This window comes from Microbulbifer maximicatervae (SeqCode), from assembly GCF_052467385.1.
The window spans coordinates 251,694-278,422 of sequence record NZ_CP174311.1; the positions used below are offsets into that span (position 1 = coordinate 251,694).

Consider the following 26,729-nt stretch of genomic DNA (forward strand, 5'->3'; position numbering starts at 1 on the left):
CCTGAGGTGGTGAGCGAGGTTTGGCTATGGCGGATAATGTTTTGGATATGGCTACCGGCCAATTGGGCTCCGGGGGTATTGATGCGCTGACAAAGGCTTTGAATTTGCCGGCAGGGCAAGGTGAAGCTGCACTCTGCTCAGGCGTTGCTTACATACTGGCTGGTATGTTGAACAGGGCCAGTAGTAAAACAGGAATGGGTTATTTATTTAATTTAATTTCTGAAAGTGAAGCGCTGGATTTGTCTAAATTCGCCACCGCTATTTCCTCACCAGAAAAGTTGAAGTCAATTACAGACATCGGTGAGAAAATGCTGGAAAAAATTTTCAGCAGCCGTAAAAAAGAGGTCCTGGAAGTTGCAGCGAATAATTTGGGGAAAGAGGGCGGAGATCTATTGAGTGTATCCGCACCGATAGTTACTTCGTTGATGCAAAGCCAGGCCAAAGCTCAAAAAATGGATGTTTCCGACTTGGCTTCATTCCTGATTGGGCAGCGGGAGCATTTACAGGGGTATATACCGGATAACCTTCTTCAAGCAATCGACGTTCCAGATTTTGGGAAGTTGGGAGACGCTCTGGTTACCCATGGCCACGCCAAACCCCAGGAACCTCGGGCTACAGCAATTCAGGGGCCCGAAGAAAAACGTAAACCGGTTAGTTTCAGTAGCTGGTTTTTTCCTTTGCTGTTGGTACTTGTGGTTCTCTACGCATTGAATATGTGTATGTTGAAAGGAAAAAAGGAAAATTCAGAAAGTAATCCTTCCATGACCTCCCAGGAAGCGAGCTTTATGGAGTCCGCTTCACAGCCGGTAGGGGATTCCCCCCTTGAGAAAGCGGAAGAGGAAGCGCAACTGGGCCCCGATAACTTTTCCAGTAATTTACGTGATTATCTCAAGAGCTTTTCAGACAATCCCGACCGGGAATTCCCCATGCGGGTGAACTTTGAAAAGGGAACCGCAAAAATCACCAACCCTGCAGCTGAGGATATCGATGCTCTGGCAAAAATCATGCAAGACAACCCCAACTTAACCATTGCGATTGAAGGGCATGTTAAAGGTGAGGGCAATGAAATTGCAGAGCAGGAAATTTCCCAAGAACGCGCGGATGTAGTGAAAGAACTTCTATTGAAGAAGGGGATAGCGGCAAATCGTATCACTGCAACAGGAATGGGCTCGGCTAAGCTTGTCCCGGAAGACATGTCAGAGAAGAGGGACCAAAAAGCCCTTAATGTTGAGCGAGTTAGTATCCGGGTAGTGACAAACTCTCAGGAGTAGCCGGGATACGGGAATCCCTTTGAAGGATATTTTCCAAGGTAGATTTCATTTATAAAAAATCCCGGTCTTTTGACCGGGATTTTTAGTGTCGCCTTAACTACGGAATTTATCCCTGTAAGCTCCGGGGGCTAGCCCCGTCCACTTTTTAAATGCGCGATTAAAAGCGCTGGGTTCGGAAAAGCCCAGGCGCTCGGCAATTTCAGCTACAGCAGTTTCCTGCTGCTTCAACTGGTAAACCGCCATATCCCGCCGAACAGAGTCTTTAATATCCTGCCAGCTGTTGCCCTCCTCTTTGAGGCGGCGGCGCAGCGTCTGTGGAGATGTGTATAAACGTGCGGCGACATCATCCAGTGACAGATTTTCGATACTGTTTTGCTGTTGCAGCATACGGCGAATACGACCGGTGAAACTGTGGTCGGATTTGTATTGGGTCAACAGGCACTCGGGGGCGCGGGACAGGAAGTCTGCCAGCTGTTGCTCATCGCGTACCAGGGGCATTTGCAAATAGCGAGTGTTAAATACCAGGCAGGTTTCACCTTGGTTAAAGTAGTGCCTGCAAGGGAACATATCGCTGTAGTCTTCGTTGTAGTCGGGCGGGGGAAACGCCAGAAGAACGCGCTCTAATAAAATGGTACGGTCGATCAGCCAGCTAAAAAAGCGCAACCAGATTACCGCGATAGATTCGACGAAAATTTGGTTGGGCAATTTTTTTTCATTGGTGTGGTGAATGATCAGTCGAGCTTCTTCACCGTCCTCGACCAGCTTGATGTGCAAGTCGTCACTCACCATGCTGATAAAGCGGCTAGAGCGAAGCAGAGCTCGGCGCAGGTTGGGACAGGTGATACAAGCGTGCCCCATCATGGCAAAAGTGCCCGGCAGCCAAGGGCGCGCCAGGAATCCTCCTGACTCATCGTTCAGAAAATCCCACTCAAGGCGTAACAAGTTGGCCATCTGCTCCCGGCCAACGCGGCTATCGGGATCATCTAGCTGGGCGGGGGCGATTCCGCTATCGATGAGTAGTTGTTGGCAATCCAGTCCGGTCGCTTGTGCACCAACCAGATGGGCCTTTACCGCAGCGGCGGGAATACCTAGCCCCGCTTCGCGGAGTTTGGGGTTTTCATTGTCCACTCTTTCAGCCTCACAATTATTTTCTGTCTGCTGCTGTATTACGGTATGGATTATGCGCAAACAGAGAGAGAAAGTCAGGCTTCTGCTTAATTTATATGCAACTGCCTGTGCTTTTATTAGTGGTGACAGTTTCGAACTTGATGGGCTTATGGAATAAAAGTTGTCTATTTCTGTCTTTTAATGTGTATTTTTTGCGTTAACGACTGAAAATCCCAGTTTTGCTCTCAACAATTTTCTATGCTTGTTCCTCTGTGGACTGACAGTTCTTTTAAAGTTTGATAGCGATAGTGAATCACTATTTCCTCGACCTGTAAGTCATATTCGTCAACAATAGGAAAAATTCCGTTAGTGAAGGACTGGTCAAATGTCACCGACGTCTGTTGCAAGTCTGTTAAACCCGACCATCTGCCGGCGAATGTTGATTGCTTACCTGATCGAGCATATTCCGCGTCCCAATAATCCTACTTTGGAGGAGGCAACTGGATGGCCTCGCCGTACGGTGCAGGACATTATTGCGAAAGGATTGCCGGGGCATGGCACAGTTGTAGAGTTCATTCAGGAGGGCGTGCGCCACAATGACGGCTACTACCTGCTGCGTGATTGGGGGTCTTTTGACAAGAATTGGGTGAAAACCAATTTGCCGATTATTTGCCAGGTGTTAGATGTAAAGCTGGATTTGAGTGACGCAATGAGCTGATCAGAGCGCCACTCACAAAGTTGGATTACTGCTGTGGCGCATGGCTTTGCTGAAGAATTTTGTTCACTTTCTCCAGTAGGGCGGGATTCGATTTAATGCTGTTGGCAATTTCCTGGTATTTGGTTTTGGAAAGGCCGGCTTTTTCAATTGCGGCGATCATTTTTCCCTGTGCTTCTTTGTTGATCGCTTCCGCTTCCTTGATATCGGCAGCCGCTTTCAGTTTGGGAGCGTATTCTCGACTCAGCATCACGATAGAGCGATAGGCGTTGGCAAATTGCTTGAGCTGCGGTTCGCTAAACGAAGCTTTGGGGGCGGTTGTTTGGCTGGTAGCAGGTTGTGCGAAGGTCATCGGCACGCTGAGTGATATTGCCAATACAGCCAGGTATTTCAAAAAGAGCTTCATCGGGCACTCCAAAAAGTATAAGGACGCTTTTGCTTCTCAGAGGGAGCACCCAGCGTCACGTTGGGGCTGTAAATTTATGCTTGTGGCGGAGCTTTAGTGACCTGTACCAAGTCTAAAGCGGGTAGCTATTAGTCTTCAGCGTAGTCAGTTTCTGGCGCCTTGTAGCGCCTTTTTCCGCCAGCAAGGAGAATTTTTCCTGGAGTGGTTGTGAGGTCATAAAATTTAGCGAGCGGCTGTCGCCGCTCATAATGCAGGAAAACTGCACCGGATTTAAACCGAGGTGGGCCTTGCGACTAACGGTCGTTGTGATCAGCTAGAAAATCCAGAGAAATTTCTTGCGTTTTTTCAGCGACTGTTCGCAGCTATTGAGTTGTTGCTGATATTTTTGCGCCCTGGCAGATACCTTGTGGGATACATTCTTTAGCCAGGCTTTATTCTGGAAAGTGCGCCGATTAAAACCACCGTGCCCCTCGTGGTAGGCGAGGTAAAGGCTGTAGGTGTCATTGGCGCGTATCTGGCACTGGCGTGCACTGGTGTTGTTATACCAGCCGATAAAATCGATGGCGTCGCCAAAATCATCCCGATCGGCACCGTAGTTAAAGGAAGACCTTTGGTAGTGGCGCCAAGTGGTCCCCAGAGCCTGGGGATAACCGTAGGCATCGGAAGGCCTCGGGCCGGGGATAAAGCCCAGGATCTTGGTGCGCGGGGGCTTGGCATCATGCACAAAACGGGATTCCTGGTGCATGATTGCCATCATCACTGCAATTGGAGAGCCCCATTTTTCCTCCGCGTCTTTTGCTTCGCCGTACCACTTCTTTTTTTCCTGGAAAATAGAGCAGACGTTGTCGAGATTACTTGGAGGTGCGGTTGCACAGCCGCTGCTCAGTGCAACAGCACTGAGCAAAACCAGCAGTCCGCATTTTTTATTTTTTTTGTGCATAACTATTTACGACATGTTTAAACGGTAATGGTCTTCACTCCGGCACTGGTGCCAAGCAGTAAAATATCGGCGGAGCGCTTGGCAAAGATACCGTTGGTCACCACACCGGTAATGTTATTGATGGTTTCTTCAAGGACAGTGGGGTGTTCGATACGCAGATTGTATACATCGAGAATGGCATTGCCATTATCTGTGATCACACCTTGACGATAAACCGGATCACCGCCCAGTTTAACCAGCTCCCGGGCAACCAGCGAGCGTGCCATGGGGATAACTTCAACCGGTAGGGGAAACTCTCCCAGGACTTTTACCCACTTGCTCTCATCGGCAATGCAGATAAATTCTTCAGAGCAGGCCGCCACGATTTTTTCTCTAGTCAATGCAGCACCACCACCTTTGATCATTTCAAGGGCCGGATTCACTTCATCGGCACCATCCACATAGAACTGGATGCTGTCGACGGCATTAAGCTCATAAACGGGAATGCCGTGGGATTTGAGTCGCTGTGCGGAGGCTTCAGAACTGGCCACAGTACCGTCAAAGGTACCTTTGATCTCCGCCAGGTAATCGATAAAGAAGTTAGCGGTGGAACCGGTACCTACGCCGACAATGGAATTGTCCTCCAGGCGCGGGGCGATATAGTCGATAGCGGCGCGAGCTGTCGCCTGTTTCAATTCATCCTGGGTCATACTCTGGATAGTTTCCTTTGCAATTATTTCGCCTTAATTTGTATCTGACGATAAAAAAAAGCGCGTCTGGTTGTTTTTTGTGGCAAATGTGCTTCTCAAGGCTTAGACTGTCATGCCGGTGCTGCGCTTCACACAGGGCCTTTGTAACCCTGCTATTAGTCTACGCTGAGTCGCGCACAGTAATTAACCGCTACGGCCGTCAAACACGTCATGCCCAAGTCCTATATCAAGCGCATTTTAGACGCACGTATTTACGATGTCGCTACCGAGACGCCATTGGAGCAAATGCGCCAACTCTCCCATCGGTTTAACAACCGGATTCTGTTGAAGCGCGAAGATCTGCAGCCGGTGTTTTCCTTCAAGATTCGAGGGGCATACAACAAGCTCCTGCAGTTGCCCGCCGAGGAGCGGGCCCGGGGAGTGATTGCTGCATCGGCGGGTAACCATGCCCAGGGGCTTGCCCTGAGCGCTGCCCAAATGGGAGTGCGCGCCACTATAGTGATGCCCAAAACCACCCCGCAAATTAAGGTGAGTGCTGTGCGCATGCGCGGTGCCGAAGTCGTGCTACATGGGGATACTTTTGATGAAGCGGCGGCGAGGGCTCGCGAGCTGGTTGAAGAGCGGGGGCTGGTATTTATCCACCCCTACGATGACCCCGATGTAATCGCCGGCCAGGGCACCGTGGCTATGGAGATGCTGCGACAGCACTCGGGTAACCTGGACGCGGTGTTTATTCCGGTCGGAGGGGGTGGTTTAGCTGCGGGTATGGCCGCCTATATCAAATATGTACGTCCGGAAACCAAAGTCTACGGTGTAGAGCCGCAGGATGCTGCCTGTCTGGAGGCCGCGCTGAAAGCCGGCGAGCGCGCTCGGCTAGCGGAGGTGGGCTTGTTTGCCGATGGTGTTGCCGTTGCACAAATCGGTGAGGAGACCTTCCGGGTTCTGCGCGAAACCGTGGATGGGGTTATCACTGTTAGTACCGATGAAATCTGTGCGGCCATTAAGGATATATTCGAAGATACACGCTCTATCGCTGAGCCGGCCGGGGCCGTCGGTTTGGCGGGGCTGAAGAAATATCTGGAGCAAAACGACAATCGCAATGGCACCTTCGCCACAGTGTGCAGTGGAGCCAATATTAATTTTGATCGCCTGCGCTACATTAGTGAGCGCACTGAGATCGGTGAAAAGCGCGAGGCGGTCCTCGCAGTAAAAATTGCTGAGCAACCGGGAAGTTACCTGCAGTTCTGCCGGGATTTAGGGGACCGCTCAATTACTGAGTTTAACTATCGTTTTGCCAGTGATAACGAAGCGCATATCTTTGTGGGTTTGCAGGTGGTATCTGAGGAAGACCGCAGCCAATTGGTCAGTCAGCTTGAGTCCAAAGATTATCAGGTTACCGATCTTACCGATAACGAAATGGCGAAACTGCATATTCGCCATTTAGTGGGAGGTAGAGTGCCGGGCTTGCCCGACGAAGTCATTTACCGCTTTGAATTTCCCGAGCGCCCGGGGGCCTTGCGCAAGTTCCTCGAGCATCTCGCCGGGCGTTGGAATATAACGCTGTTTCACTATCGCAATCACGGGGCAGCTTATGGGCGTGTTCTTGTGGGATTGCAGGTGGAGCCGGCAGCGAGGGACGAACTACAGACACTATTACACCAGCTTCAATTTCGTTTTTGGGATGAAACACAGAATCCGGCTTATCGGTTATTTTTGGGCGCTTAAACCATCGCTTCCCGATACCTGAGAAAGACGTCTCATTTATCGAAACGTGTATAGACTGCAAATCCTGTTTTGTCGAACTTGCTTGTCTAATTTTGAGACAAAAAACTCATAAAATATCCAATAAACGGTTACTATTACGCCGCTTCTTGAGTATTGTCTATTCGCGTGGAACTTTTGCTGTGGCTCTGGTCATAAGCGGGGCGAAACGCATATAAAAACAAAATTATCGTACAGGATGGTCCCAATGAAAGCCGATGCGCTGACAATCGCTGTGGTTGTCTTTGTCGCGGGCGTTCTGTTGAGTACCAGTGGTTTATCTGAGGTATTTTCTTCCGAAGCTGAACCGCCGGCTGCTCTGCAACAGGGAGTGGTTACCCGTTAGGCTGATGCCGGGGGGCGCTCTGCCCACGAGCAAACACAAAAAAAGCCGGACATTTAGGTGTCCGGCTTTTTTTGTGCTCCACTATCCACTTTTTAGCGGCAGCGGTAAATCCTTTGCTCTGTAACCACCATATCCAGTGGAATATCCCAATTGTCTGTGGGCAGGTTATCCACACATTGTAGATGGTGCGCCGCGCCGATAAGTTGTGGTCCAGTGCCTGGTAATAACTGTTTGCGCTCAAAAGTCCGATCGTAGAAACCGGCCCCCATACCCAAGCGCGCTCCGCTGGGGTCGAAGGCGACCAGAGGAACCAAAACAAGATCCAGGAGCTTGGGAGCGCGGTAAGTTGTGCGCACAGGCTCCGGAATGCGATAGCGATTGCGAAAAGCCAGGGGTTCGCCTTGCCAACGCCTGAACCGGAGGTGGGGGTGTGGTTCTGCCGGCAGCTGTGGCAAATAAAAATGTTTTTGTGGAAAACGTTGCAGCAGGTAGCGGACATCCAGCTCGCCATCAGTCGGCCAATAGATACCGACATGAGCTGCTCGATTCATTTGTGGGATACGGCTCAGGAGAGTGATGGCTGCACGGCCATGCAAACGCTGTTGATAGGCGCTGAGTTCCCGTCGCCCCGCGCGCATACGGCGGCGCAGTTGCGTTTTGGTTTCAGTCATTGTGGGAAGAGAAGAGCGTGAAGAAATAGGGTACCCCGAGTGTGCGGCTGTAGACGGAGCCTTGAACCGTAAGGTTCAAGGTGGTGGGATCCGGAGTACATAAGGCTTTCCGCTACAAGGCGGACTTGCTCACCAGCACCCGCTGGAAACCACCGGGGTAAGATTATCGGCTCAAGGACATAGTCTGCTGGCCAACACCCCAGGGTATGAACCAATTATAACTTGTAGAGCGGGGGGCTGTTAACCAGAAATTTAAATGAAGTGACCGGTAGCAGAAAGTGGCTTCTTGTCACCTTACTCCTGAAGTTTTTCTTCCGAGTCTATTTCGCCCAGTGCACTTTGCACCTTATCAGTAAGTCGCTCCAACATTTCCTCTTGCAGGGGAATGGAGCTGAGCTCAGCTTTCGCCTGGATAAGCTCGTGGGCAATATTAAGCGCTGCCATTACGGCGATACGCTCTAAGCCGATGACAGTACCTGTTGCGCGGATGCGGGACATGCGTTCGTGTAGCAGGTGTGCCGAAGCCTGTAGTCCGGCGCGCTCGCTTTCCGCGCAGGCGACACGGTACTCTTTATCGAGAATAGAAACAGTTACAGTTTCGGAGGGTGATGCGGTTTCAGACATCAGGTATCTTGCGTTAGCCCCTTAAGACGGTTAATCATAGCTTCTACCCGCGAGCGGGCGGCCTCGTTATTTTTTATCAGGCGCTGGCGTTCACGCAGCCAGTCGGCTTCCTGCCGGCGTAATTCACGATTGTCATCCGCCAATTGTTGACAGCGGGCAATGAGTGAATCCACGGTGCTTTCTAGCGCTTGCAGCTTATCCATATTTCCTGCATTTGAGGTCGACGTCTGAGTTCGCAACACGACAGACTGCGAGGGATTCCGCTACTATATTGCCGGCGTATTGGTGGGTCAATCGCTGCACCTGCGCGGACAATCACAAAATTGTCTCTTAATGCCTCAAATTCCCGGTTTGGCACCAGTGTGACGGCCGGATTGAAAAGCCTAATTTACAAAAAGCTGTACGGTAACCATGACTTCTGAAGCTAGCCGATTTGAACTCCTCGCCAATGCCATTCTCTCAGCTGGGGGGCAGGCTGATCCCAGTGAATTGCACGGTTTTATCTGTGGCATTTTGGCGGCGGGCGAGCGACCGGACAAACAGCGTTGGCAGAATGAGCTGGCCGGATTGCTCGATGTGGAGGCGGTGCCGGCAGATCTCAATCGGGATTTTTTCCAGCTGACTGAGGAAAGCCACAAGCAGCTCGACGGCTCTAACTTCGATTTTCAGTTAGTGCTGTGCGATGACGAAGATGTTGTCTCCCGCGCTCTGGCGCTGGGTCATTGGTGCGATGGATTCCTGCATGGCTTTGGTGTCGGCGGGGCCCGGGAAAAATTGATGCCCACCAGTGACGAAGCTTTAAAAGATATTAGTGCCATCGCCCAATTGGATGCCGAACATGTTGAAGAGGGTGAGGAGACTGAGCTGCAACTGGTGGAATTGCAGGAATACGTGCGCGTAGCCGTACTCAATATATTTACTGAGGTAAAGGGTAAGGACTCCAATAGCGAGCCCACCATTCACTGATGTCTAAGACCCCGAAAACCACAGCGGGAATCAGTCGATCTGAGTACGCCCGCCGACGCAACCGCCTGATGGCAGAATTGCCCGCAGGTAGTTTGGCAATCGTGTCATCTGCTGGGGAGCAACTGCGTTCCAGGGATACTTTTTTTCCGTTTCGCCAGGACAGTGATTTTTTGTATCTCACTGGATTTGATGAACCGGAAGCGCTGCTGGTTTTGGTACCGGGACGAACACAGGGAGAAACCCTGCTGTTCTGTTGCGAGCGCGATGCGGAAAAAGAAAAGTGGGATGGCCCGCGCCTGGGGCCGGAGCGCGCGATGCAGCAGTGCGGCTTGAACGATGCATTTCCCATCGGTGATCTCGATGATATTTTGCCGGGGTTGCTAGAAGGGCGCGAGCTGCTCTATTTCCCTATGGGCCGCTACGCCCATTTGGATAAGCGAATCCGCAATTACCTGGAGCGGATTACCGCAGCGCCGGATACCGGGGGTGCACCGGAAATGGTCGACCTCGATTACCAGTTGCGGGAAATGCGACTGATTAAGTCGGCCCAGGAAATTCGCTTAATGGAGCAGGCGGCCAAAATCAGTGCCGAGGCACACAGCCGGGCTATGACCCGATGCCAGCCGGGCCTTTACGAATATCAGCTGGAGGCTGCCCTCCTGCATAGCTTTGTCGACTCCGGAGCCCGGGAAACAGCCTATCCCACTATCGTTGGGGGTGGTGGCAATGCGTTGGTGATGCACTATTGCAGTAATAATGCCCAGTTGCGCGATGGGGACTTGGTGCTGGTGGATGCGGGGTGTGAGTACCGTGGTTATGTGGCCGATATTACTCGCACCTATCCGGTTAATGGTTCATTTAGCGGACCGCAGCGCGCACTTTATGAGATCGTTTTGGCGGCACAGCAAGCGGCGATTGAACAAATTTCAATAAACAATCACTGGGATCATCCCCACGCTGCCAGTGTTGAGATAATCACTCAGGGGTTGGTCGATTTAGGACTGTTGCGAGGTGACACCCAGGGATTGATAGAGTCTGGCGCTTATCGGCAGTTTTATATGCACCGGGTTGGCCATTGGCTGGGCATGGATGTGCACGATGTGGGTGATTATCGCATTCATGGAGCTTGGCGCCAGCTGGAAGCCGGAATGGTAATGACGGTCGAACCCGGAATTTATGTCCCGGAGGACGATGAGAGTATTCCCGCAGAATTTCGCGGGATCGGGATTCGAATCGAAGATGATGTCGCACTTACCAATAGAGGGCCTCAGATCCTCTCAGCAGCGGCTCCAAAAGCGATTGAAGATATTGAATACACCATGCTTCACGGGCGGGACTTACTGACCCGTTAGAAGTGATTGTTGGATTGTTCGGCCAATAATATTTCAATGCCGAATAATCAAAGGGGGAATTGGGATGGGTGAGTCGGCGCGTAAAGTAGATGTGGCCATTGTCGGTGGCGGTATGGCGGGAGCCAGCCTGGCATTAATGTTGTCACATTTTTGTCCTCAACTCAGTGTGGCGCTCCTGGAGCAGAGAGCACTGCCGGATGCCGCTGCCAGTATTCAGTTGCCGAGTTTCGACACGCGAGCCACAGCCATTGCCGCAGGCAGCTTGCAGTTGTTTGCGGAGCTTGGACTCTGGCCTGCTCTGCAAGCCTATAGCGCCCCGATTGATCGTATTCATGTGAGTGACCGGGGGCATGCATTTGGCGCCTCCCTCTCGACCCGTGAGGGACAGGGAGTCAACTTTGAGGGCATTCTGGGCACAGTGATAGAAAATGCAGCGCTGGGCCCGATTCTCCACAGTGCACTGACTAGCACTTCCACCCAATTATTAGCGCCGGCGCAGGTTACTGACATTACCATGACCTCTGCGGGCGCAAACCTGTTGTGGCGATCCGAGGATAATTCCCCCGATCAGGCACTGTCCTGCGGATTGGTGGTCGTTGCCGATGGGGTGAACTCTCCCCTTTGCCGCCAGCTGGGAATAGAAATCAGCTCGGTTAAGTACTCTCAGAGAGCGCTGGTCGCTACGGTCGCTCTGCAACAGCCTCACCAAGGTGTGGCTTACGAGCGCTTCACCCGAATGGGGCCCATGGCACTTTTACCGCTGCCAGATAGAAAAGGGCAGCACCGCGCGGCACTAGTGTGGGCTTGCGAGGAAGCAGAGGCTGAGCGTGTCGGTGTAATGCCTGAGGCTGAACGCCTGAAAAAACTCCAGCAGGTATTTGGCTGGCGTGCCGGACGTTTTATTAAGGTTGGAGCCGTTCAGGGGTATCCACTGAGTTTATCGATCGCCCAGGAACAGTGGCGCCGGAATGTGGTGTTGATGGGCAATTGCGCCCACTTTCTGCACCCAGTAGCAGGGCAGGGTTTTAACCTGACTCTGCGGGACTGTTATGGATTGGCACAAGCCCTGTCGACAGTGACGTCGGATACACTGCCAGGGCGGCTCGATTTCCTGCAGCAATACGGAGAAATGCGCCAGCTGGACCAGCAATTGACGATTGGATTCAGTGACCGTATTCCCACACTGTTTTCCTCTTCCGGTTGGCTGCAACAGGGAATTCGTCAGTTGGGAATGCTCGGCCTTACAATGGTCCCGCCGCTGCGCCGGGAATTTGTCAGTCAAGCGGCGGGATTTGGGCTTTAAAAGGTGCAGGGTCGGGGACGGCTGCTGCCACTTCAGCGGAATTGGCTTTTATGAACAGACATCGTTTGGATTTTGCCATTGTGGGTGCGGGCATGGTGGGCATGGCCCAGGCAGCGCTGCTGGCAGTTCGGCACCCGGGCATGCGTCTGGCCTTGCTGGAGGCGTCCCCGGAGACAACGCCGCAATTGTCACCGCAGTATGAACCCCGCGTGGTGGCTCTGACACAGGCCTCCCGCGAGCTGCTCGAAGAGGTGGGAGCCTGGGATGATATTGCCAGCCGCCGCGCCTGCCCCTATGTGGAAATGCGGGTTTGGGATGCAGATGGAACCGGCTCAGTAAGCTTTAACAGCCGCGATGTGCAGCTGCCGAATCTCGGTCATATCGTCGAGAATAATGTCATTGTCGCCGCGTTAAGAGCACGGCTGGAAACCCTGCCCAACGTGGAGTTGGTCAATGGTTTTCGCCTGGAGAGCTGGTGGCGCGACTGCGGACTCTGGCATTTACAGCCTCGCGGTGAAGACCGCTTAAATGAAGAGGATGGCCTGCGCGAGCAACCTGAGATAGTGCGTACCCGCCTGTTAATCGGTGCCGATGGCGCCCGCTCTAAAGTGCGAGACTTACTGCATATCCGCTCCCAGGATACCGATTACCATCAAACTGCGTTGGTGTGTGTCGCGCGCAGTGAGAAATCTCACCGTCACACCGCTTGGCAGCGTTTTTTACAAACGGGTCCACTGGCATTTTTACCTCTCGCGGGGTTGGGGGATGACAATCACTGCGCCGTGGTTTGGTCTGCGGATGAAGAGCTGGCGCAAGAGCTATTGATGCTGGATGACCAGGCCTTTGCCCTGAACCTGGAAAAAGCCTTTGAGAGCCGTTTGGGCAAAGTGGAATCCGTCAGTGAGCGCTTTTCCTTCCCCCTGCGCGCGCGCCATGCGGAACGTTATCGCGGCCCTGGCGCTGTATTGGTGGGAGACGCCGCCCACAGTATCCACCCCCTCGCGGGCCAGGGTGTAAATCTTGGGCTGCAGGATGTGCGGGTGTTGGCAGATGAAATTGACCGCGCTATGGCGCGCGGCCTGGAGCCCTCTCACTCTTCAGTGTTGGCCCGCTACGAACGCCGCCGTCGCGGCGACAACGCCGCCACTATGAAAGCGATGAGCGCCTTTAAGTCTTTGTTCGGTGCTGGTGATGTGCACTGGCGCTGGCTGCGTAACACTGGGTTGAGCATGGTAGATGCCAGCCCCATGTTAAAGAAGCGGATTATTATGCGGGCTATGGCTGTTTAAATTTGCTATTCCCGCAAAACGGATCGGGAGAAAGTGCTCGGTGGGGGTGTCAGAGAAGTTGCTGGTGTTTGCCTATCTACTTAGTGGCTTTTCCCAGAGGCAGAGGGGAATTAAAAGCCTTGCCGTCGGTAAAAAAGGTTAATTTCAATTGAGTCACTGGATTACTGTTTACTCATTTCCTATATCAAAGGATCTCAGCGCGCTTTTTCGCTTAATACAGCGTTACCAATTGCCATTGAGAATTGCTGAGGAAAAAAATCAGCAGGCGTTGTTGACGACAGATTCAGGGATAGCTGAATTGCTGAAGCCGCTTTTGCAAGATTGGGAGCGGGGATTAGTTGATCTGGACAGAGTTCAGCTAACAAAGGCAGAACCAGCGGCCGGCGACCATTTACCGGGTGAAGAGGGACAAGCACCAAAGGAGAAAGCACCTGTAAGCCCCTCATTTTTACCGACTTTCCCAATGGATAAAACACCGATTAGTTTACTGCTTATCGGCCTGTGTTTTTTTGGTTGGTTTTTACATTCCAATAATCTGTCTGCACCGCTTTTAATATATCCAGATACCAGTGGTGGCCCACTTTTCTCACAGTCGTCTTTAATGTGGCACTTGGAGAGAGGGGAGTTTTGGCGATTGTGGACCCCTGCAATCATCAACTTGTCTTTTCAGCATGCCCTGTTCAATGCTCTGGCTATCTGGATACTTGGGCGTCCATTGGAAGCACGCGGAGGGCCATTTATTTATAGCCTTCTAGTGTTGCTCGGCGGGATTGCAGCTAATTTATCCCAATATGCCTGGAAGCCCGAGGTGATATTCGCTGGAATGTCGGGTGTTGTATACACGCTGGTCGGATTTGCTGTGGTGATGCAGCGTTGGCAACCGGCATGGAGAGATATACCCCCGGGTATTATTACCCTGGCGATTGTGTGGATGATATTGTGCGTTCTTGGAGTGATTACCTATTTTACTGGGATCGGTATCGCCAATGCTGCGCATTTAGGAGGCTTTTTTGCCGGTTTTTTGATTGCGCTGGTTTACTGCGTTGCTGGTGGTGCGCGAAAATTTAACTCTTATCCCGCTTCAACCTGAATTATATGATTTTACTGATAACCTACGTTTTTATTGCCCTTGGCTTTTCTTTCCTGTGTTCGATAGCAGAGTCAGTTATTCTCAGCGTAACTACCCCATACGTGCGCCTGATGGAGCGGGAGGGGCATAAAGCGGGGTCTTTGCTGCGCAAATTAAAATCCGATATTAATGCCCCCCTGGCCGCTATCCTCACCCTGAATACCGTCGCGCACACAGCGGGTGCTGCAGGTGCCGGTGCCCAGGCAGCAGCGGTTTTTGGCAATGAGTACCTGGGTATCGCCTCAGCGATCCTGACCCTGTTGATCCTGGTTTTTTCTGAAATTATTCCCAAGACACTGGGAGCCGTGTACTGGCGCCAATTGGCCCCAAGCACCGCTTATGTATTGCGCGGCCTGGTTTGGTTACTCCACCCGTTTGTAAAAATGTCCGAGTGGTTGACCAAAGGCCTGTCCCACGGCCCAACCCTGACGGGCTTCAGCCGCGATGAGTTCGCCATTATGGCGGAAATTGGCGAGGCCGAAGGGCAGTTGGAGCAGCGGGAGTCCAGCATCCTGCGCAACCTATTCTTCACTCTGCGGGACCACTCCGTACGCGAGGTGATGACTCCCCGCACGGTGGTCTTCTCCCTGCCGCAGGACATCACTGTGGAAGAGGCCTACGAGGATGCAGAGAAAGGGCGTTTCTCCCGTATCCCGGTCTATGAAAATCGCGACCCGGATTGTGTGGTGGGTTTTGTATTGCGACAGGAGCTATTGCTGGCCTACGCCAAAGGCGAGCACCAGAAAACTCTGGCGGATTATCGCCGTGAAATGTTGATCCTGCCGGAAACAGCCACTATCTACCAAGCGTTCCAGAAAATGCTGTCCCGCCGCGTGCAGATTAGTGCGGTCATGGATGAATATGGCAGTCTCGAGGGTTTGGTGACCCTGGAGGATCTGCTGGAGACCCTGCTCGGCGAAGAAATTGTCGACGAAGCAGATAAAACACCCGATCGCCAGGAGCTGGCTAAGCGTTTGTGGCGCTGGAGGTCGAAGAAGTACGGCCTTAAAGTCGACGAATCTGCAAACACAGAAGAGAACGCGGAAGAGGCTGGTCAAGGGCGCGACCGGGGCAGCGACTGATAAGAGCTTCATTGGTTGAAAAATGATCATTTCTGCGCTAGCCCAACACAGTGGGTATTGGGTATTGCCCGATTCCATAACGCGAGCGAATGCAGGATAGAGCGCCAGCGGAATCTTTGACGGCCTCTGTGAACCTGGACAGGTTTTACTACCAATGCCTGCTAGGCTTGCAGAGCATATATATTGCCGCGCCTGCCCCGCTGGCAAGGCCGGTGCCCAAGCCGCTAGAATACGCCGCTTCGGAACCTGACGGACTGAGATTTTAAAAATGGGAAATAGAACTCCTCTGTATGACACGCATGTCGCTATGGGCGGCAAAATGGTGGATTTCGGTGGATGGGACATGCCGCTGCACTACGGTTCGCAGCTGGATGAGCACAACAAGGTGCGCACCGATGCGGGGATGTTCGATGTCTCCCATATGACCGTGGTCGACGTAGATGGCGCCCAGGCCCGCGACTACCTGCGCTACCTGCTGGCCAATGATGTGGCCAAGCTGGATGGCAACCCGGGTAAGGCCCTTTACACCGGCATGCTCAATGACAGAGGCGGTGTGATTGACGACCTGATCGTCTACCTGCGCGATCCCGGCTACCGAGTGGTTGTTAACTGTGCAACTCGCGAGAAAGATCTGGCGTGGATGCGCAAGCAGGCAGAGTCCTTCGATGTGACCCTGACAGAGTGCCCGGATGTAGCGATGGTCGCTATCCAGGGCCCCAATGCCATCGAGAAAACTAAAGAGGTTTTGGGCATTGATTGGACTTCCGCGATTGATGCACTGAAAGTTTTCCAAAGCGTTGCCCGGGGTGGCTGGTTCGTAGCGCGCACCGGTTACACCGGTGAAGATGGCCTGGAAATTATGTTGCCGGGTGAAGACGCCAGTGGTTTCTGGCGCGCCTTGGCCGAAGCGGGCGTTTCTCCATGTGGACTGGGTGCACGCGACACCCTGCGCCTGGAAGCGGGTATGAACCTGTACGGGCATGAGATGGACGATGAGACCTCTCCGTTGGTTGCCAACATGGCCTGGACGGTTGCCTGGGCACCGGAGAGCCGCAACTTTATCGGCCGTGGTGTTCTGGAGCAGGAAAAAGCCGATGGCGTTAAGCACAAGCTTGTAGGCCTGGTGCTTGAAGAGCGCGGTGTATTGCGCGCAGGTCAACCGGTAGTGGTAGACGATAGTGATGACCGGGGTATCATTACCAGCGGCACTTTCTCCCCCACACTGGGTTACTCTATCGCCTTAGCACGAGTTCCGGTGAGTGTTGGTGATACCGCACAGGTGGAAATCCGTAAGAAACTGCAGCCAGTCAAGGTGGTTAAGCCCTGCTTCGTACGCAACGGCAAGTCAGTTATTTAAGCGTCGCCCAGAGGTGTACGCGTCACTAAGACAATAAACTTAGATGCTTAATCAAGGGATAACAGCATGAGCGAAATCCGCAATGAATTGAAATACCTCTCCAGCCACGAGTGGGCACGCCTGGAAGAGGACGGCACCGTAACCATCGGCATCAGCGATCACGCTCAAGATGCCCTGGGTGATGTGGTTTACGTTGAGACTCCAGAAGTGGGCACCAACCTGGCTGCTGGTGACGAGGCAGGTGTAGTTGAATCCGTTAAAGCTGCCAGCGATATCTACTCCCCGGTTTCCGGTGAAGTTGTTGCTGTCAATGAAGCTCTGGAAGAAGCTCCGGAAACTGTAAACTCCTCTCCTTACGACGATGGCTGGTTCTTCCGCATCAAGCCCTCCGACGTGAGCGAGCTGGACAATATGCTGGATGCAGACACATATCGCTCAGAGTCTGAAGACTAATAGAGCGAATGTGCTGAAAAGTATATTAAAAAAAGGCTGTGGGTAATCCCCACAGCCTTTTTGTTTGTCATGAGTTTTTCTAGTTAGAGAATTTAATTTCTACTGTTTATATCTACCAATTGACAGGGTTTTCCTTTTCCAGCCTATTCTGTACCCGTAATTACTTTTGTATAGAGTGCCCTATCAGCCAAAGCATTAAAGCCTGGCCCCTTACTCTAAAGAACTTATCCTTGTTAAAAAAATCTATCCAATATTAAGGAAAATAAAAATTATACGGAGTCAAAACACAAAAATTTGACAGTGCTTTTTCTGTGAGTGAGGGTGACACTGTTTTCATATAAATGAGTTTCCGAGCTCTTTTATGTGTTTAGCCCTGACTGTATCAGAAACAAAATAAAAATCTGTAGTATTGCATTAATGAAATAAATTTATTTAGCGGCAGTTTGCCAAGTTAACCTTCTATTTTCTTTTCCAAATGTGATTACACTCTATAACATACCGCATTTTATCTGGTGCAAAATGATAACATTATTCAATCTAGCGTATTATTTGATGAAAATAATATTAACCAGATACATTTATCAACTTGCATTCATCTGGGTGCGCCATGAATCGTATTATTAATGCCTAACGTTATAGCCAATTGAAGAGTTATCAAGCACTAACGGTTGGTTCGTTTGAAATTATAAAGGTGACAAAATGGAAAAAAAACCTTCCTCAACAAAAACTCCACCTCTGTTTAATCCTACATCGGAAAATGTGAAAAAAGTAGCTGATGCCTTTAAGAAGACTCATTCTGAGGAAAAGCAAAAAACAAAGAGAAGGTGGGCTATGACCGTAATTTGAGAAAAGGATTTTTATTGTGAGTAAAACAACTAAAAAAGTATGGATGCTGGAAAATATACAAAGAAAAATGGAGTATATTCCAGAGCTAGAAAATTTAATAAAAGATTTTATAAGATATAAAAAAGGTGAGCTTGCGTATAATAATGGTGTGGCCTATATCAATGCTAAATATTTAATTGGTAAGGATGTTCCCTACGATAGGCCTCCAATGGATCTAAAAGATGATGGTGTATTTCACGCCCACATCCTTGAAAATGGATCAGCTGATCACAAACAAGCTTCAAAAAGGTTCAATTTTAATCGTCAAGAGCGATGGACAAGCAACTGCTTTTTGGTATATTGCACCCACTGGAGCAATGAAGACTACATTGGAATTTTTGATTTTGATGAAAATGGCCACAGCTTTTCCCGACAAAAAAAGGATCAGTTTATTGAGTGGATTGAAGAATTCGAGTCAATGATTGATGATGGTGAGGAGGTTAAAGTATGGTGATAAGTTCAGAAACAGCAAAATGGCAAAAAGGCAAGCCGGAGTCCTCTGGTGGATATTATGCTGTTGCAGTGGAGTACCCTAATGCAATGGTTTATGACATCTCGTTTCTTTCCAGTGACCCTACGGAAGGGCTGTACTGGAGCCCGTCAGATGATAGTTATGCTGGATCGGTCAGAGCCTATATACGATTGTATGAGGTTTTGGAGACGCTTACAGGAAAAAGTGCACCAGAAAAAAAATTAGAAGAGGGTGATGTAGAAGGGTTTAATTGGAGCTTTGGGGAGCCACCTAAAGACCAGTATGTTCTAGTATCAACTCCTGTTGAATACAATATAATAAAGTGGTGCCCAGATAGTGGCTGGCCTAGCTATATGTCTCATGTTGAGGGATACGTAACAGTTAAAGATTTACTTTTAGCCATTGATAAACATATACCTTTTAAAAATAGAGGAAACATATAAGTATTTTTAATGGCAGCTTATAAATCTATTTGTTGGCAAAGTGTATTAATGAATATATCTTGCCAGCAAATAGACAGATTATATTTAACAGGCCCTAAAGTTAATTAAAATCGTGTTTTAAGCGAGAGTAAGGAGCTATTCTAGGACTGGCATGTCAAGCCAGCTACTGAATATATAGCCTACAACGATCTCCATTTAAGATGAAAATAATCTATACTATGCTTGAGTTCAAATTTCTGGTTAGATAATAATCAGTGTCATTTACTAATGGCAGTTTAATTAGATCTACAGTCTTTAAGCATTCGCTCAAAGTTTTTAATTGGGTCACGGTTAGAAATAGATTTATTGATTACATTGTAAAACTTTCCCACTAATTAATTTTTAGCTCTGTTATAAGCACAATCTAAACTGGAATTAAATATATACCCGAGAAAGTTAACTATCGCAAGTATCGGCATTAGCGATCATTAATACTATGCTTTATGTGACGTGGTTTACGGCAAGATTTCAGAAGTAAGTGATCTGGGAAATATACTAGTTGCAGACACATATCGCTAAGAGTCCGAATACTAATAGAGCGAATGTGCTGAAAAGCATATTAAAAAAAGGATGTGGATAATCCCCACAGCCTTTTTTGTTTTATAAGCGCCTAAATCAATTTCCGCTTATTGATCAAACGATACTGCGTTGCGAACTTCCTCATCATTCACAATCTGATCTAGCTGAGCTTTATAGGCCCGCAAGATATTGTTTTGTGGAGATTCACTAGCCTGCTCATCAACGACATCCCTTTCAGCAATATTCTTGGCAAGTAACTTCCCTTCTTCCAGGCTGTATACGAGAATGTCAGTATTCGTGTCGAAGTTGAATGCTGAAACCCAGTTCAAGTTAACACTGAAATACCACTCGTTAAGCACGAGGCTAATCATTTTTTCGGTGTTATTTTCTTCCATCAAGGCTTTGATGGCTTCATCACTCGGCACTTCATCTAAATCTACTGCTGTGGTATTCCAGCCCGTTTCATTCAAGCCGTGTGTCAATCGGCTTTGTAGAAACTGAGCCAGATTCTTTTCTTTATCTCCCGGCTCTGTTGCAAGCACCTGATTAACGTGCCAATCAACCGGGATGCCAAATGAAACGTGGGCTTTACCAATAAAGTTCTTTTCTTTCCCTTCTTGAACACGTTTGCGCTGATCAATAACAGAAATTAAAACAGGCTCTTTAGTTGTGTACTCCGCTTTTGCGGACTGCTCCTGTAACGGAATAGGTGAAACACAGGCAGTGATCATTGTAGCTAGTGCGAGAAGCGCTATCTTTTTTAGCACGATTTCATTCCTTGTTTTATATGCGTTGGTTCATCATTGCGCACAAACTTCTAGTGAGTTTTAAACAAATGGGCGCCTTTATAGTGTATCACTGGGGCTAGATAATTATTTGAAATCATTTGGCAAGAAACTGGTACGTTAGACCTAATATGTATAGTAAGTATTGCTCATTACTTGTTATTTAGACTTTCGAACGCCTCACTTAAGTTGACAAGCGCACAATAGGATCGTTCACGCAACCAGTGCTTATGATTTATGGGAGATAGATTTTCATGTGATCCGACGAATAATATACCTTCTAGAAACCCAATTAATGCAAGCTCCGATGTTTCTGGATTCCCTGAGTTAAGACCAAGGTCAACAACTAAGGCAACATTTTCAAGATCCTGAAAGTCATTATTTCTATATTTTGAAAGTACGTAATGAACGATTACGCTTATGTCATTATAGAATCCAGGAATATCACCGTCCCAAAAATCAAGGTGCTCCTGCCATTCCGAGTCGATATCAGGGCAGGCTTCTAAAAGACTATTGATAAATTCATGTGGAGTCATATGATCCATTTGGCATAGCGTAGTGATAAACGGCAAATAGTCTACTGGGAGTTCAGAGTGGCTTGTGTACGGTTTTTCAAATTAGGACTCCGAGTCATTGTATGCATATTTTTTAACAAGCGATTGAAGCTCTAAATACATATTTTTATCAATTTTGTATTCTTCACCCAGTTCTTGAGCTAATAGCTCAGGGTGGACTTTCCATATTGGATCAAGTATTTGCAAATGAGCTTCTCTCATTACCTTTCCGAATTTTTTACATATACTTATAAATTATTTTTCATCTAAAACTTCTTTGAGATAGTACAAGTGTGAATCCATAATCATGCTTGATTGCTGAACTATCAAAGCAGTTTTTTCTGCGACATCAGTTTTCATTACTTACCTAAATTTTCAATTGTCTTGGGACAAACTTATTTTATGTGCTATTCCCCAGTAAAGAGGAAGCTTAGTTGCGTAGCTTTACAAAAAAAGAGGCGCCCTGCCAAAGAGTAGTGCCAATCACAAATCCCCCTGTAGTTACTACTAAAGAATAAAGCAGGCTCCACAGACTCACACCAAAAAATGGAAAAGTTAAGATAGGTAGAAGTAACCCGGCAATTCCGCCAGAGATTACAGTGCTAATGAAAGGAGCCTGAGGGCTACGTTTTACCACCACTATGCCTGAGAGAATGGACGATAAAACTAGGAGTGCCCCTGTAGCGCTAAGTGGAACGTCTAGAAAATTTATCATCAGAGTCAGCATGACCCAAAGAATACTGAAACTAATCAAGCCCCAGGCTATAGCTTTCTTGTTCAATTTTGTATAAAGCATTCTGGTCTTTCCAGTAAGGTTATAATAATATTTTGTAAATAGCTTTGTATAAAGGGCATCGTATTAATTCCATTATTAACAGCAAGCCCATGCCATTGCTAATTGTTCCTTATGTTCTGTGCACTGTGAAATATGTGCGCATCCAGAATCTCCAAACATATAAGGAATATTTCCTGAGGAGTCTATTTGAAAGATAAACTGCATTTGTTTATTACATATCTTGCAGGATTGATATTCAATTCCCTGCACCCAATGCGGCCACCCCAGTAACTTTTCACCTGAGAATGGAGCTTCGTCTTCGCATAGAAAATCTTCTTCGTCTTCTGATAGCTCTACACCTAACTCCTCGAGCTCAAATGTATCTGGGTAGTCTTCTAACTCTTCCCAACCAGTTATTTTTAATTCTGGATAATCTGAAGAAGGGATTAATGTAACTTCTGTTTGAGCCGGAGTATTTAGTGGCAATATCCTTAATAGTGTAGCTTTTGAATTTGCAGCCCACGTATCACAGTCAGCCTCGCAGCTTGAATTTTCGTTAGCACAATAGAAAACTTGTAATATTCCATCTCCAAAAGGGGTATTTGAAGCCTCTGGGAGATCTTTAGAATTCAATTGTACAAAGAGCTGCATAGGTTCATTGCAATTTCCACACTCAGGCCAGCCTTCTGCTGTAAGTAGTGGCATTCCACAAAATTTAGAATCTGATATTTCAGTCACTTGCTCTTGTGTTTGAGGTTCCCACGCGATTTTTCTATAGGGGCTGAGTTTGCTTTTTAACTCTTCCCAATATTTCTCCCAATCAATTTCAGACAAAATTTAATACCTCATGCAAGTTATAAGAATCTTATTAATAAGTCAGTCAGATTGTAAGCATCACTTGGATTTGTGTGTTAGCTTACCAAACCAGTGAATTAACTCCCGACTTTCATTGTTACCAATTATTGACATACTTGGATGGTTTCGGTCGTCAACTTTTACAATTGAAACACCATTCGATGCTAGATTGCTATAGCTTCTGTATGGAGCAATAGGGTCTGAAGATGATGCAAAAATAATTATAGGTACACTAGAAGATCTAATAATTGGCTTAATGTCCGTCTGTTCAAGGGTGATATCGGCTCTAACTAAACTATCTAACGCTCCTTGCTTGATGCTTTTCTCTGAGAAAAGCATTGTCATACTCGGAAAGTTAGCTTTAGTATAATTTAAAACTGCCTCATCAAATCGAAGCATTGGAGCTTGTAGTATTATTCCATCAATGTCATTTCTTAAAGTAGAAATGTGCATTGCAGTTGTACCACCCATAGAGTTACCAACAATATACAGGGTTTTAGTTTCATATTTATTGATAATTTCGTTAACTAATTTACTATCACCAACACCGTATTCTTTATCCTCATCAGACTCACCATGCCCTAATAAGTCAGGGACTATAACTCTAAAGCCTAACATTCTGAAGTACAGAGCCGAATTCAGCATAAACTCTTTAGATGCCCTAAAACCATGTATAAGAACAACTGTTCCTGAATGTAATTCAGGTAGTGAGCTTTTTAAAATGTCTAAACTAACAGTGCTTTCCGCACCGCTAAATGATTCCAGGGAAACCGTATAACGAAGTTTCTTGTTTTCAAGTGGGTCCCCTAGAAGGTAATTTGTGCATACTTTATGCTCTATAGAGCAATGCCTGTTGTTTTTAAATTCATAAGTTTCAATAGTGTCGAAAGAAACAATCTCTTTAAAATCAAAGCTATTAGATCGCTCAATATATTCTGTAACTACTGTGGAAAAGCCAATAGCTATGCTGCTCACAAATACTAATATCAATTTCTTAATCATAATCTTTAATGATAGAGGGAAAGATAATGCTTTTACCTGTTACACCTGATGCCAAAGCTCAATAGATTGTGTGGTTGGGCCTTCTCCCCACCTTATTGTGATATTACCCCTACCGAGAATAGATGGAGTATTAATAAAGATAACCACTTTATTGTCAAAGCTACATGTCTCTAGATACAGCCAGATAGATTTCGACCTTACCCGAATAAGAGTTGGATTAATTGTATCTGTAAATACAGCCGCAATCTGATCGCCTTTAAGTACTATATTTTCAGAGTTATCCATAAGCTCTAGTGCCGAATGATAAAGAGATGCTAACTGTTCATTAGTCAAACTCTTTGCTGCGACCACTTTGTCAGATTGTGCTGTGCACGCGCTTTCACCACAATTTATAATTAAAGCGGTACATACCACAAGAACTAGAAATTTGAGTTTTACAAATTTACGTGGCAATTGAGATTGGACCCTATTGCTAATAAAAATACATCTATTGACAAGTTCTCAGTGCCGGTTGAACTAGCATCTAAGACACTATTTACACTTACTTCTGACTTTTCAAAATTAAATACAGGTCATAAAAATTTCCATTAAACTCTTTAATAGCTATCGATGGGTTAATCTTAGATTCTTCAATAGTGGCTTCAATACGCCCAATCAAGCGCTCGTAGAGTTCTTCACGAATGAAATTTTCTAGTAATACACCCATTGTTAGGCCTTTCCGCTAATTAGGTTCCACCTCTGTATTAAACCAAGCGAATAGGTTAAGCCGAGAATTAAACATATGCCTGAGCTGGTTAGCCAGAAAGTTAGCGAATTATCTGGAAAGGCTGGCATTATGAAATAAAAACCCAGCGCACGAGCCAAAAATATCGTTGAGATTAGTATCAGAGCAAGCCGAATCAGCGGTAACCTAACAATTAAACCCGCCCCAGAAAAAGCGTAGCTAGCCCAAAGCAGCAGAACGGCTGAAATTACGCTAGTTACAATAGTTGGATAGGGGTGGCCACTTTCAGCTAGTTGAGCCATATGCTCGCCAGCACCAAGAAACCGATACCAATCACCACCAAATACTATACACCCGATATGAACTAAAGCAGCCAATACTGTGAGTATCCCTGCTACCTGCAAATAATTAATTCTCTGACTGACCATTTTCTCTCCTTGGCTGGTCTATTCGTTTATTAGAAAGTGGACGAAATCATATCACTTATCAGCATGCCCAGAGAATGGAAAACGACTCAAATCAGAGAAAGATACCCACTAATATACTAACCAGTATCGATTGAAGAATTTTCCAGTGGCCATATCACGTGTACAGTATATTCGCCTTGAGCCCTCTTTTAGAGTGAGGGAAAATCGTTATAAATCAATTAGTTAGGATGCTTGCTGCAGTATTTAAAATATCAGAATGTATGATAATTAGCACTCAGCCAAAACAGACGGCTCAAGAAGAGTAATTAATGAGTTTTCAGGGGCACTGAACTTGTAAATAGGTACGATCATGCAGGATGTCTCCCCTAAATTCCTGGCGGAAAATCAGAGTGCCAATACCAATGGGTAAGCCACATAAAATCCACGGCATTATATCCAATATTTGCAAGATACTTAGCCTTATTCTTTTGAAATGAGGAGTTCGTTCACGTAGCTATTTTTTATTATCAAGTGCCTTGAGGTTCTAATATAAGGACTATTAAAGATTGCAAATCTAATTGGCTATTTTCTACATACTCCGATATTTTCCAAAGCGATAACCTAAAAAATAGGCACAAAAATGATCTTATTGAAATTTATTAAGTTTGTTTCAGTGTCAAATCTGCGTAAAATCGATGGACATTTATTGGTATTTTGGTCGTAAATAGGACACTTTTTGAAGGCCTATAACCAAGAAACTCAATAGAATAAGATTTTTATAAAAGATCCACCCTCTCAAAGGAGAACGGTAGCGTGACGTAAGAGTAAGTAAAAGGCGCTGACCCAAGGTGCGGGAACACCTGGGGCCAGCTAACCAAATTGATACCTTAACTATCAAAATGGCTGTATGGATCATACGCTAGAAACCCGCTCGTCTCCAATAAATTGGAGTACATCCAGCGGCTTGGAGAGACTCCCCAAGCTCTGGCAGCGTCGCGTCCGCCTTTTCTTCTTCTATGCCTATCGTTCTCGCGCTCCCCCTGCATTCTTCAACAGATTTGTTTCTCGCCGTCCATCAATAAAAAGTCTACCCATGGCTTGAAAAGCAGAGAATAGAAATATGTTGATCTTAAAGCGCAGAACTGGTGAAAACCTAAGGATCGGAGCCAATGTCTCAATCACAGTATTGGAAGTTAAGGGAAATCAGGTAAAGATAGGAATACAAGCTCCCAGATCACTTCCAGTTCACCGTGAAGAAATTTACAAACGTGTCCAGAAGAGAAGGGTGCAGGGGAATAGAAACTGTTGAGAGCTTGGTCCTAATTGTGGAGCATCCAAAGCATCGGCATCAAAACCTTAGCAGAACCGCGGTCTTGGTGCCAGGTGCCGTTGCTAGTTACGTCTATTCACTTGATGGTACCACTTGATAAATACCTGCCTCATCTAGTAAAACGCCATTGGACATCATATAAGCAAAAATTAACATAGATAAGATAACTACAGCTAAATGAACCTTCGTTGCTGAATTGGCGTACTTAGAAAGATAACCCAGGCCATTCTTTTGGCCTGAAGTGGCTGCAATGGCGAATGGTAATAATACAACTATTGCTAGTCCAGCTAAAAAGAAGTACGAAAGATATTCCTCATAATAAGGGAACCATGACTCATAGAAAGCTGTAAAAGTAAGGTAATATGCAGCAAGTGCAAGTAGGAGTGTGATGGTAAAAATCAATAGTTTCTTTAAATCAAATACCAAGACTTTCAATAGAGCGTAGGCTCCTGTAGTTAACAAGTTTTACAGTGAAGGG

31 protein-coding genes, 1 other RNA gene and 1 pseudogene are annotated in these 26,729 nt (G+C 47.5%); 16 read left to right on the top strand and 17 right to left on the bottom strand.

Translation table 11 applies throughout. The features are described 5' to 3' along the window. The first annotated feature begins 26 nt into the window (after positions 1-26). Positions 27-1,271, top strand: a complete 1,245-nt coding sequence (locus tag ACJJIR_RS01135) for an OmpA family protein (protein WP_444907014.1) — start codon at positions 27-29, stop codon at positions 1,269-1,271. Positions 1,272-1,364: 93 nt separating this feature from the next. On the opposite strand, the gene ACJJIR_RS01140 is transcribed toward ACJJIR_RS01135, so the two are convergent. Further along, on the bottom strand, positions 1,365-2,399 hold the full coding sequence (locus tag ACJJIR_RS01140) for an AraC family transcriptional regulator (protein WP_282930930.1): 1,035 nt from the start codon (positions 2,397-2,399) through the stop codon (positions 1,365-1,367). Positions 2,400-2,763: 364 nt separating this feature from the next. On the opposite strand from ACJJIR_RS01140, the gene ACJJIR_RS01145 reads away from it, so the two are divergent. Further along, positions 2,764-3,096, top strand: coding sequence for a helix-turn-helix domain-containing protein (locus tag ACJJIR_RS01145; protein ID WP_413663608.1), 333 nt, complete (start codon positions 2,764-2,766; stop codon positions 3,094-3,096). Between the two features lie 25 nt (positions 3,097-3,121). Here ACJJIR_RS01145 and ACJJIR_RS01150 read toward each other — a convergent pair whose 3' ends face one another. The 3 genes from ACJJIR_RS01150 to rpiA all read right to left on the bottom strand — a co-directional run bounded on the left by ACJJIR_RS01150 (position 3,122) and on the right by rpiA (position 5,128). Then, entirely contained in the window at positions 3,122-3,499 is a 378-nt protein-coding gene (locus ACJJIR_RS01150; RefSeq protein ID WP_282930932.1) for a DUF4168 domain-containing protein, read from the bottom strand. 313 nt (positions 3,500-3,812) lie between these two features. Next, entirely contained in the window at positions 3,813-4,439 is a 627-nt protein-coding gene (locus ACJJIR_RS01155; RefSeq protein ID WP_282930933.1) for a transglycosylase SLT domain-containing protein, read from the bottom strand. 17 nt (positions 4,440-4,456) lie between these two features. Continuing rightward, positions 4,457-5,128: a ribose-5-phosphate isomerase RpiA gene (rpiA, locus tag ACJJIR_RS01160; protein ID WP_282930934.1), complete on the bottom strand. Its 672-nt coding sequence runs from the start codon at positions 5,126-5,128 to the stop codon at positions 4,457-4,459. Between the two features lie 207 nt (positions 5,129-5,335). On the opposite strand from rpiA, the pseudogene ilvA reads away from it, so the two are divergent. Both ilvA and ACJJIR_RS01170 read left to right on the top strand, forming a co-directional pair. Beyond that, positions 5,336-6,853 (top strand): annotated as a pseudogene (ilvA, locus tag ACJJIR_RS01165) (threonine ammonia-lyase, biosynthetic); the annotation flags it as partial. A 244-nt stretch (positions 6,854-7,097) separates the two neighbouring features. Next, the gene (locus ACJJIR_RS01170) at positions 7,098-7,235 is read left to right on the top strand and encodes a hypothetical protein (RefSeq protein ID WP_192879435.1); all 138 of its coding nucleotides are present in this window, start codon (positions 7,098-7,100) and stop codon (positions 7,233-7,235) included. A 92-nt stretch (positions 7,236-7,327) separates the two neighbouring features. Here the strand turns inward: ACJJIR_RS01170 and ACJJIR_RS01175 are convergent, their stop codons facing one another. The 4 genes from ACJJIR_RS01175 to ACJJIR_RS01190 form a co-directional block, all read right to left on the bottom strand. Continuing rightward, positions 7,328-7,906, bottom strand: a complete 579-nt coding sequence (locus ACJJIR_RS01175; RefSeq protein ID WP_444907015.1) for a 5-formyltetrahydrofolate cyclo-ligase — start codon at positions 7,904-7,906, stop codon at positions 7,328-7,330. Between the two features lie 28 nt (positions 7,907-7,934). Further along, a non-coding RNA gene (gene ssrS, locus ACJJIR_RS01180) (6S RNA) lies at positions 7,935-8,115 on the bottom strand. Between the two features lie 85 nt (positions 8,116-8,200). Beyond that, entirely contained in the window at positions 8,201-8,530 is a 330-nt protein-coding gene (locus ACJJIR_RS01185; protein ID WP_413663605.1) for a cell division protein ZapA, read from the bottom strand. After that, a complete protein-coding gene (locus ACJJIR_RS01190) occupies positions 8,530-8,733 on the bottom strand; it encodes a TIGR02449 family protein (RefSeq protein WP_108734784.1) in 204 nt (67 codons plus the stop codon). The genes ACJJIR_RS01185 and ACJJIR_RS01190 overlap by 1 nt, the downstream gene beginning before the upstream one ends. 208 nt (positions 8,734-8,941) lie before the next feature. Between ACJJIR_RS01190 and ACJJIR_RS01195 the strand changes: the two genes are divergently transcribed. The 11 genes from ACJJIR_RS01195 to ACJJIR_RS01245 all read left to right on the top strand — a co-directional run bounded on the left by ACJJIR_RS01195 (position 8,942) and on the right by ACJJIR_RS01245 (position 19,261). Then, the gene (locus ACJJIR_RS01195; protein ID WP_413663604.1) at positions 8,942-9,496 is read left to right on the top strand and encodes a UPF0149 family protein; all 555 of its coding nucleotides are present in this window, start codon (positions 8,942-8,944) and stop codon (positions 9,494-9,496) included. Next, complete coding sequence (locus ACJJIR_RS01200) at positions 9,496-10,848, top strand: aminopeptidase P N-terminal domain-containing protein (protein WP_444907016.1); 1,353 nt, start codon at positions 9,496-9,498, stop codon at positions 10,846-10,848. The genes ACJJIR_RS01195 and ACJJIR_RS01200 overlap by 1 nt, the downstream gene beginning before the upstream one ends. 64 nt (positions 10,849-10,912) lie before the next feature. Continuing rightward, on the top strand, positions 10,913-12,151 hold the full coding sequence (locus ACJJIR_RS01205; protein WP_444907017.1) for an FAD-dependent monooxygenase: 1,239 nt from the start codon (positions 10,913-10,915) through the stop codon (positions 12,149-12,151). A gap of 50 nt (positions 12,152-12,201) precedes the next feature. Continuing rightward, a complete protein-coding gene (locus tag ACJJIR_RS01210; RefSeq protein ID WP_282930941.1) occupies positions 12,202-13,440 on the top strand; it encodes a UbiH/UbiF/VisC/COQ6 family ubiquinone biosynthesis hydroxylase in 1,239 nt (412 codons plus the stop codon). 148 nt (positions 13,441-13,588) lie between these two features. Then, positions 13,589-14,530: a rhomboid family intramembrane serine protease gene (locus ACJJIR_RS01215; RefSeq protein ID WP_444907018.1), complete on the top strand. Its 942-nt coding sequence runs from the start codon at positions 13,589-13,591 to the stop codon at positions 14,528-14,530. 5 nt (positions 14,531-14,535) lie between these two features. Continuing rightward, positions 14,536-15,651: a CNNM domain-containing protein gene (locus ACJJIR_RS01220; protein WP_444907019.1), complete on the top strand. Its 1,116-nt coding sequence runs from the start codon at positions 14,536-14,538 to the stop codon at positions 15,649-15,651. A 268-nt stretch (positions 15,652-15,919) separates the two neighbouring features. After that, complete coding sequence (gcvT, locus tag ACJJIR_RS01225) at positions 15,920-17,008, top strand: glycine cleavage system aminomethyltransferase GcvT (RefSeq protein ID WP_444907020.1); 1,089 nt, start codon at positions 15,920-15,922, stop codon at positions 17,006-17,008. 66 nt (positions 17,009-17,074) lie between these two features. Next, positions 17,075-17,461: a glycine cleavage system protein GcvH gene (gcvH, locus tag ACJJIR_RS01230; RefSeq protein ID WP_282930945.1), complete on the top strand. Its 387-nt coding sequence runs from the start codon at positions 17,075-17,077 to the stop codon at positions 17,459-17,461. 699 nt (positions 17,462-18,160) lie between these two features. Then, positions 18,161-18,307, top strand: a complete 147-nt coding sequence (locus tag ACJJIR_RS01235) for a hypothetical protein (RefSeq protein WP_444907021.1) — start codon at positions 18,161-18,163, stop codon at positions 18,305-18,307. 16 nt (positions 18,308-18,323) lie between these two features. Next, positions 18,324-18,800 carry a type II toxin-antitoxin system YafO family toxin gene (locus ACJJIR_RS01240; RefSeq protein ID WP_444907022.1) on the top strand — a complete coding sequence of 159 codons (477 nt, stop codon included), beginning with the start codon at positions 18,324-18,326 and terminating at the stop codon, positions 18,798-18,800. Further along, complete coding sequence (locus ACJJIR_RS01245) at positions 18,794-19,261, top strand: hypothetical protein (protein ID WP_444907023.1); 468 nt, start codon at positions 18,794-18,796, stop codon at positions 19,259-19,261. Before ACJJIR_RS01240 ends, ACJJIR_RS01245 begins: the two co-directional genes overlap by 7 nt. 665 nt (positions 19,262-19,926) lie before the next feature. On the opposite strand, the gene ACJJIR_RS01250 is transcribed toward ACJJIR_RS01245, so the two are convergent. The 8 genes from ACJJIR_RS01250 to ACJJIR_RS01285 all read right to left on the bottom strand — a co-directional run bounded on the left by ACJJIR_RS01250 (position 19,927) and on the right by ACJJIR_RS01285 (position 24,942). Continuing rightward, positions 19,927-20,586 carry a hypothetical protein gene (locus tag ACJJIR_RS01250; protein ID WP_444907024.1) on the bottom strand — a complete coding sequence of 220 codons (660 nt, stop codon included), beginning with the start codon at positions 20,584-20,586 and terminating at the stop codon, positions 19,927-19,929. Between the two features lie 170 nt (positions 20,587-20,756). Then, a complete protein-coding gene (locus ACJJIR_RS01255) occupies positions 20,757-21,149 on the bottom strand; it encodes a DUF7674 family protein (RefSeq protein WP_444907025.1) in 393 nt (130 codons plus the stop codon). Between the two features lie 72 nt (positions 21,150-21,221). Next, positions 21,222-21,380 carry a hypothetical protein gene (locus ACJJIR_RS01260; protein ID WP_444907026.1) on the bottom strand — a complete coding sequence of 53 codons (159 nt, stop codon included), beginning with the start codon at positions 21,378-21,380 and terminating at the stop codon, positions 21,222-21,224. A 649-nt stretch (positions 21,381-22,029) separates the two neighbouring features. Next, positions 22,030-22,767 carry a DUF1963 domain-containing protein gene (locus tag ACJJIR_RS01265; protein ID WP_444907027.1) on the bottom strand — a complete coding sequence of 246 codons (738 nt, stop codon included), beginning with the start codon at positions 22,765-22,767 and terminating at the stop codon, positions 22,030-22,032. A gap of 60 nt (positions 22,768-22,827) precedes the next feature. After that, positions 22,828-23,790 carry an alpha/beta hydrolase gene (locus ACJJIR_RS01270; RefSeq protein WP_444907028.1) on the bottom strand — a complete coding sequence of 321 codons (963 nt, stop codon included), beginning with the start codon at positions 23,788-23,790 and terminating at the stop codon, positions 22,828-22,830. Between the two features lie 39 nt (positions 23,791-23,829). Further along, a complete protein-coding gene (locus ACJJIR_RS01275) occupies positions 23,830-24,243 on the bottom strand; it encodes a hypothetical protein (RefSeq protein WP_444907029.1) in 414 nt (137 codons plus the stop codon). 88 nt (positions 24,244-24,331) lie between these two features. Further along, positions 24,332-24,496, bottom strand: a complete 165-nt coding sequence (locus tag ACJJIR_RS01280) for a hypothetical protein (RefSeq protein ID WP_444907030.1) — start codon at positions 24,494-24,496, stop codon at positions 24,332-24,334. A gap of 2 nt (positions 24,497-24,498) precedes the next feature. Beyond that, entirely contained in the window at positions 24,499-24,942 is a 444-nt protein-coding gene (locus tag ACJJIR_RS01285; RefSeq protein WP_444907031.1) for a hypothetical protein, read from the bottom strand. A gap of 1,099 nt (positions 24,943-26,041) precedes the next feature. Between ACJJIR_RS01285 and csrA the strand changes: the two genes are divergently transcribed. Next, positions 26,042-26,230, top strand: a complete 189-nt coding sequence (gene csrA / locus ACJJIR_RS01290) for a carbon storage regulator CsrA (protein WP_444907032.1) — start codon at positions 26,042-26,044, stop codon at positions 26,228-26,230. Between the two features lie 93 nt (positions 26,231-26,323). Here csrA and ACJJIR_RS01295 read toward each other — a convergent pair whose 3' ends face one another. Beyond that, on the bottom strand, positions 26,324-26,686 hold the full coding sequence (locus ACJJIR_RS01295) for a hypothetical protein (protein WP_444907033.1): 363 nt from the start codon (positions 26,684-26,686) through the stop codon (positions 26,324-26,326). Between the last annotated feature and the right edge of the window lie 43 nt (positions 26,687-26,729).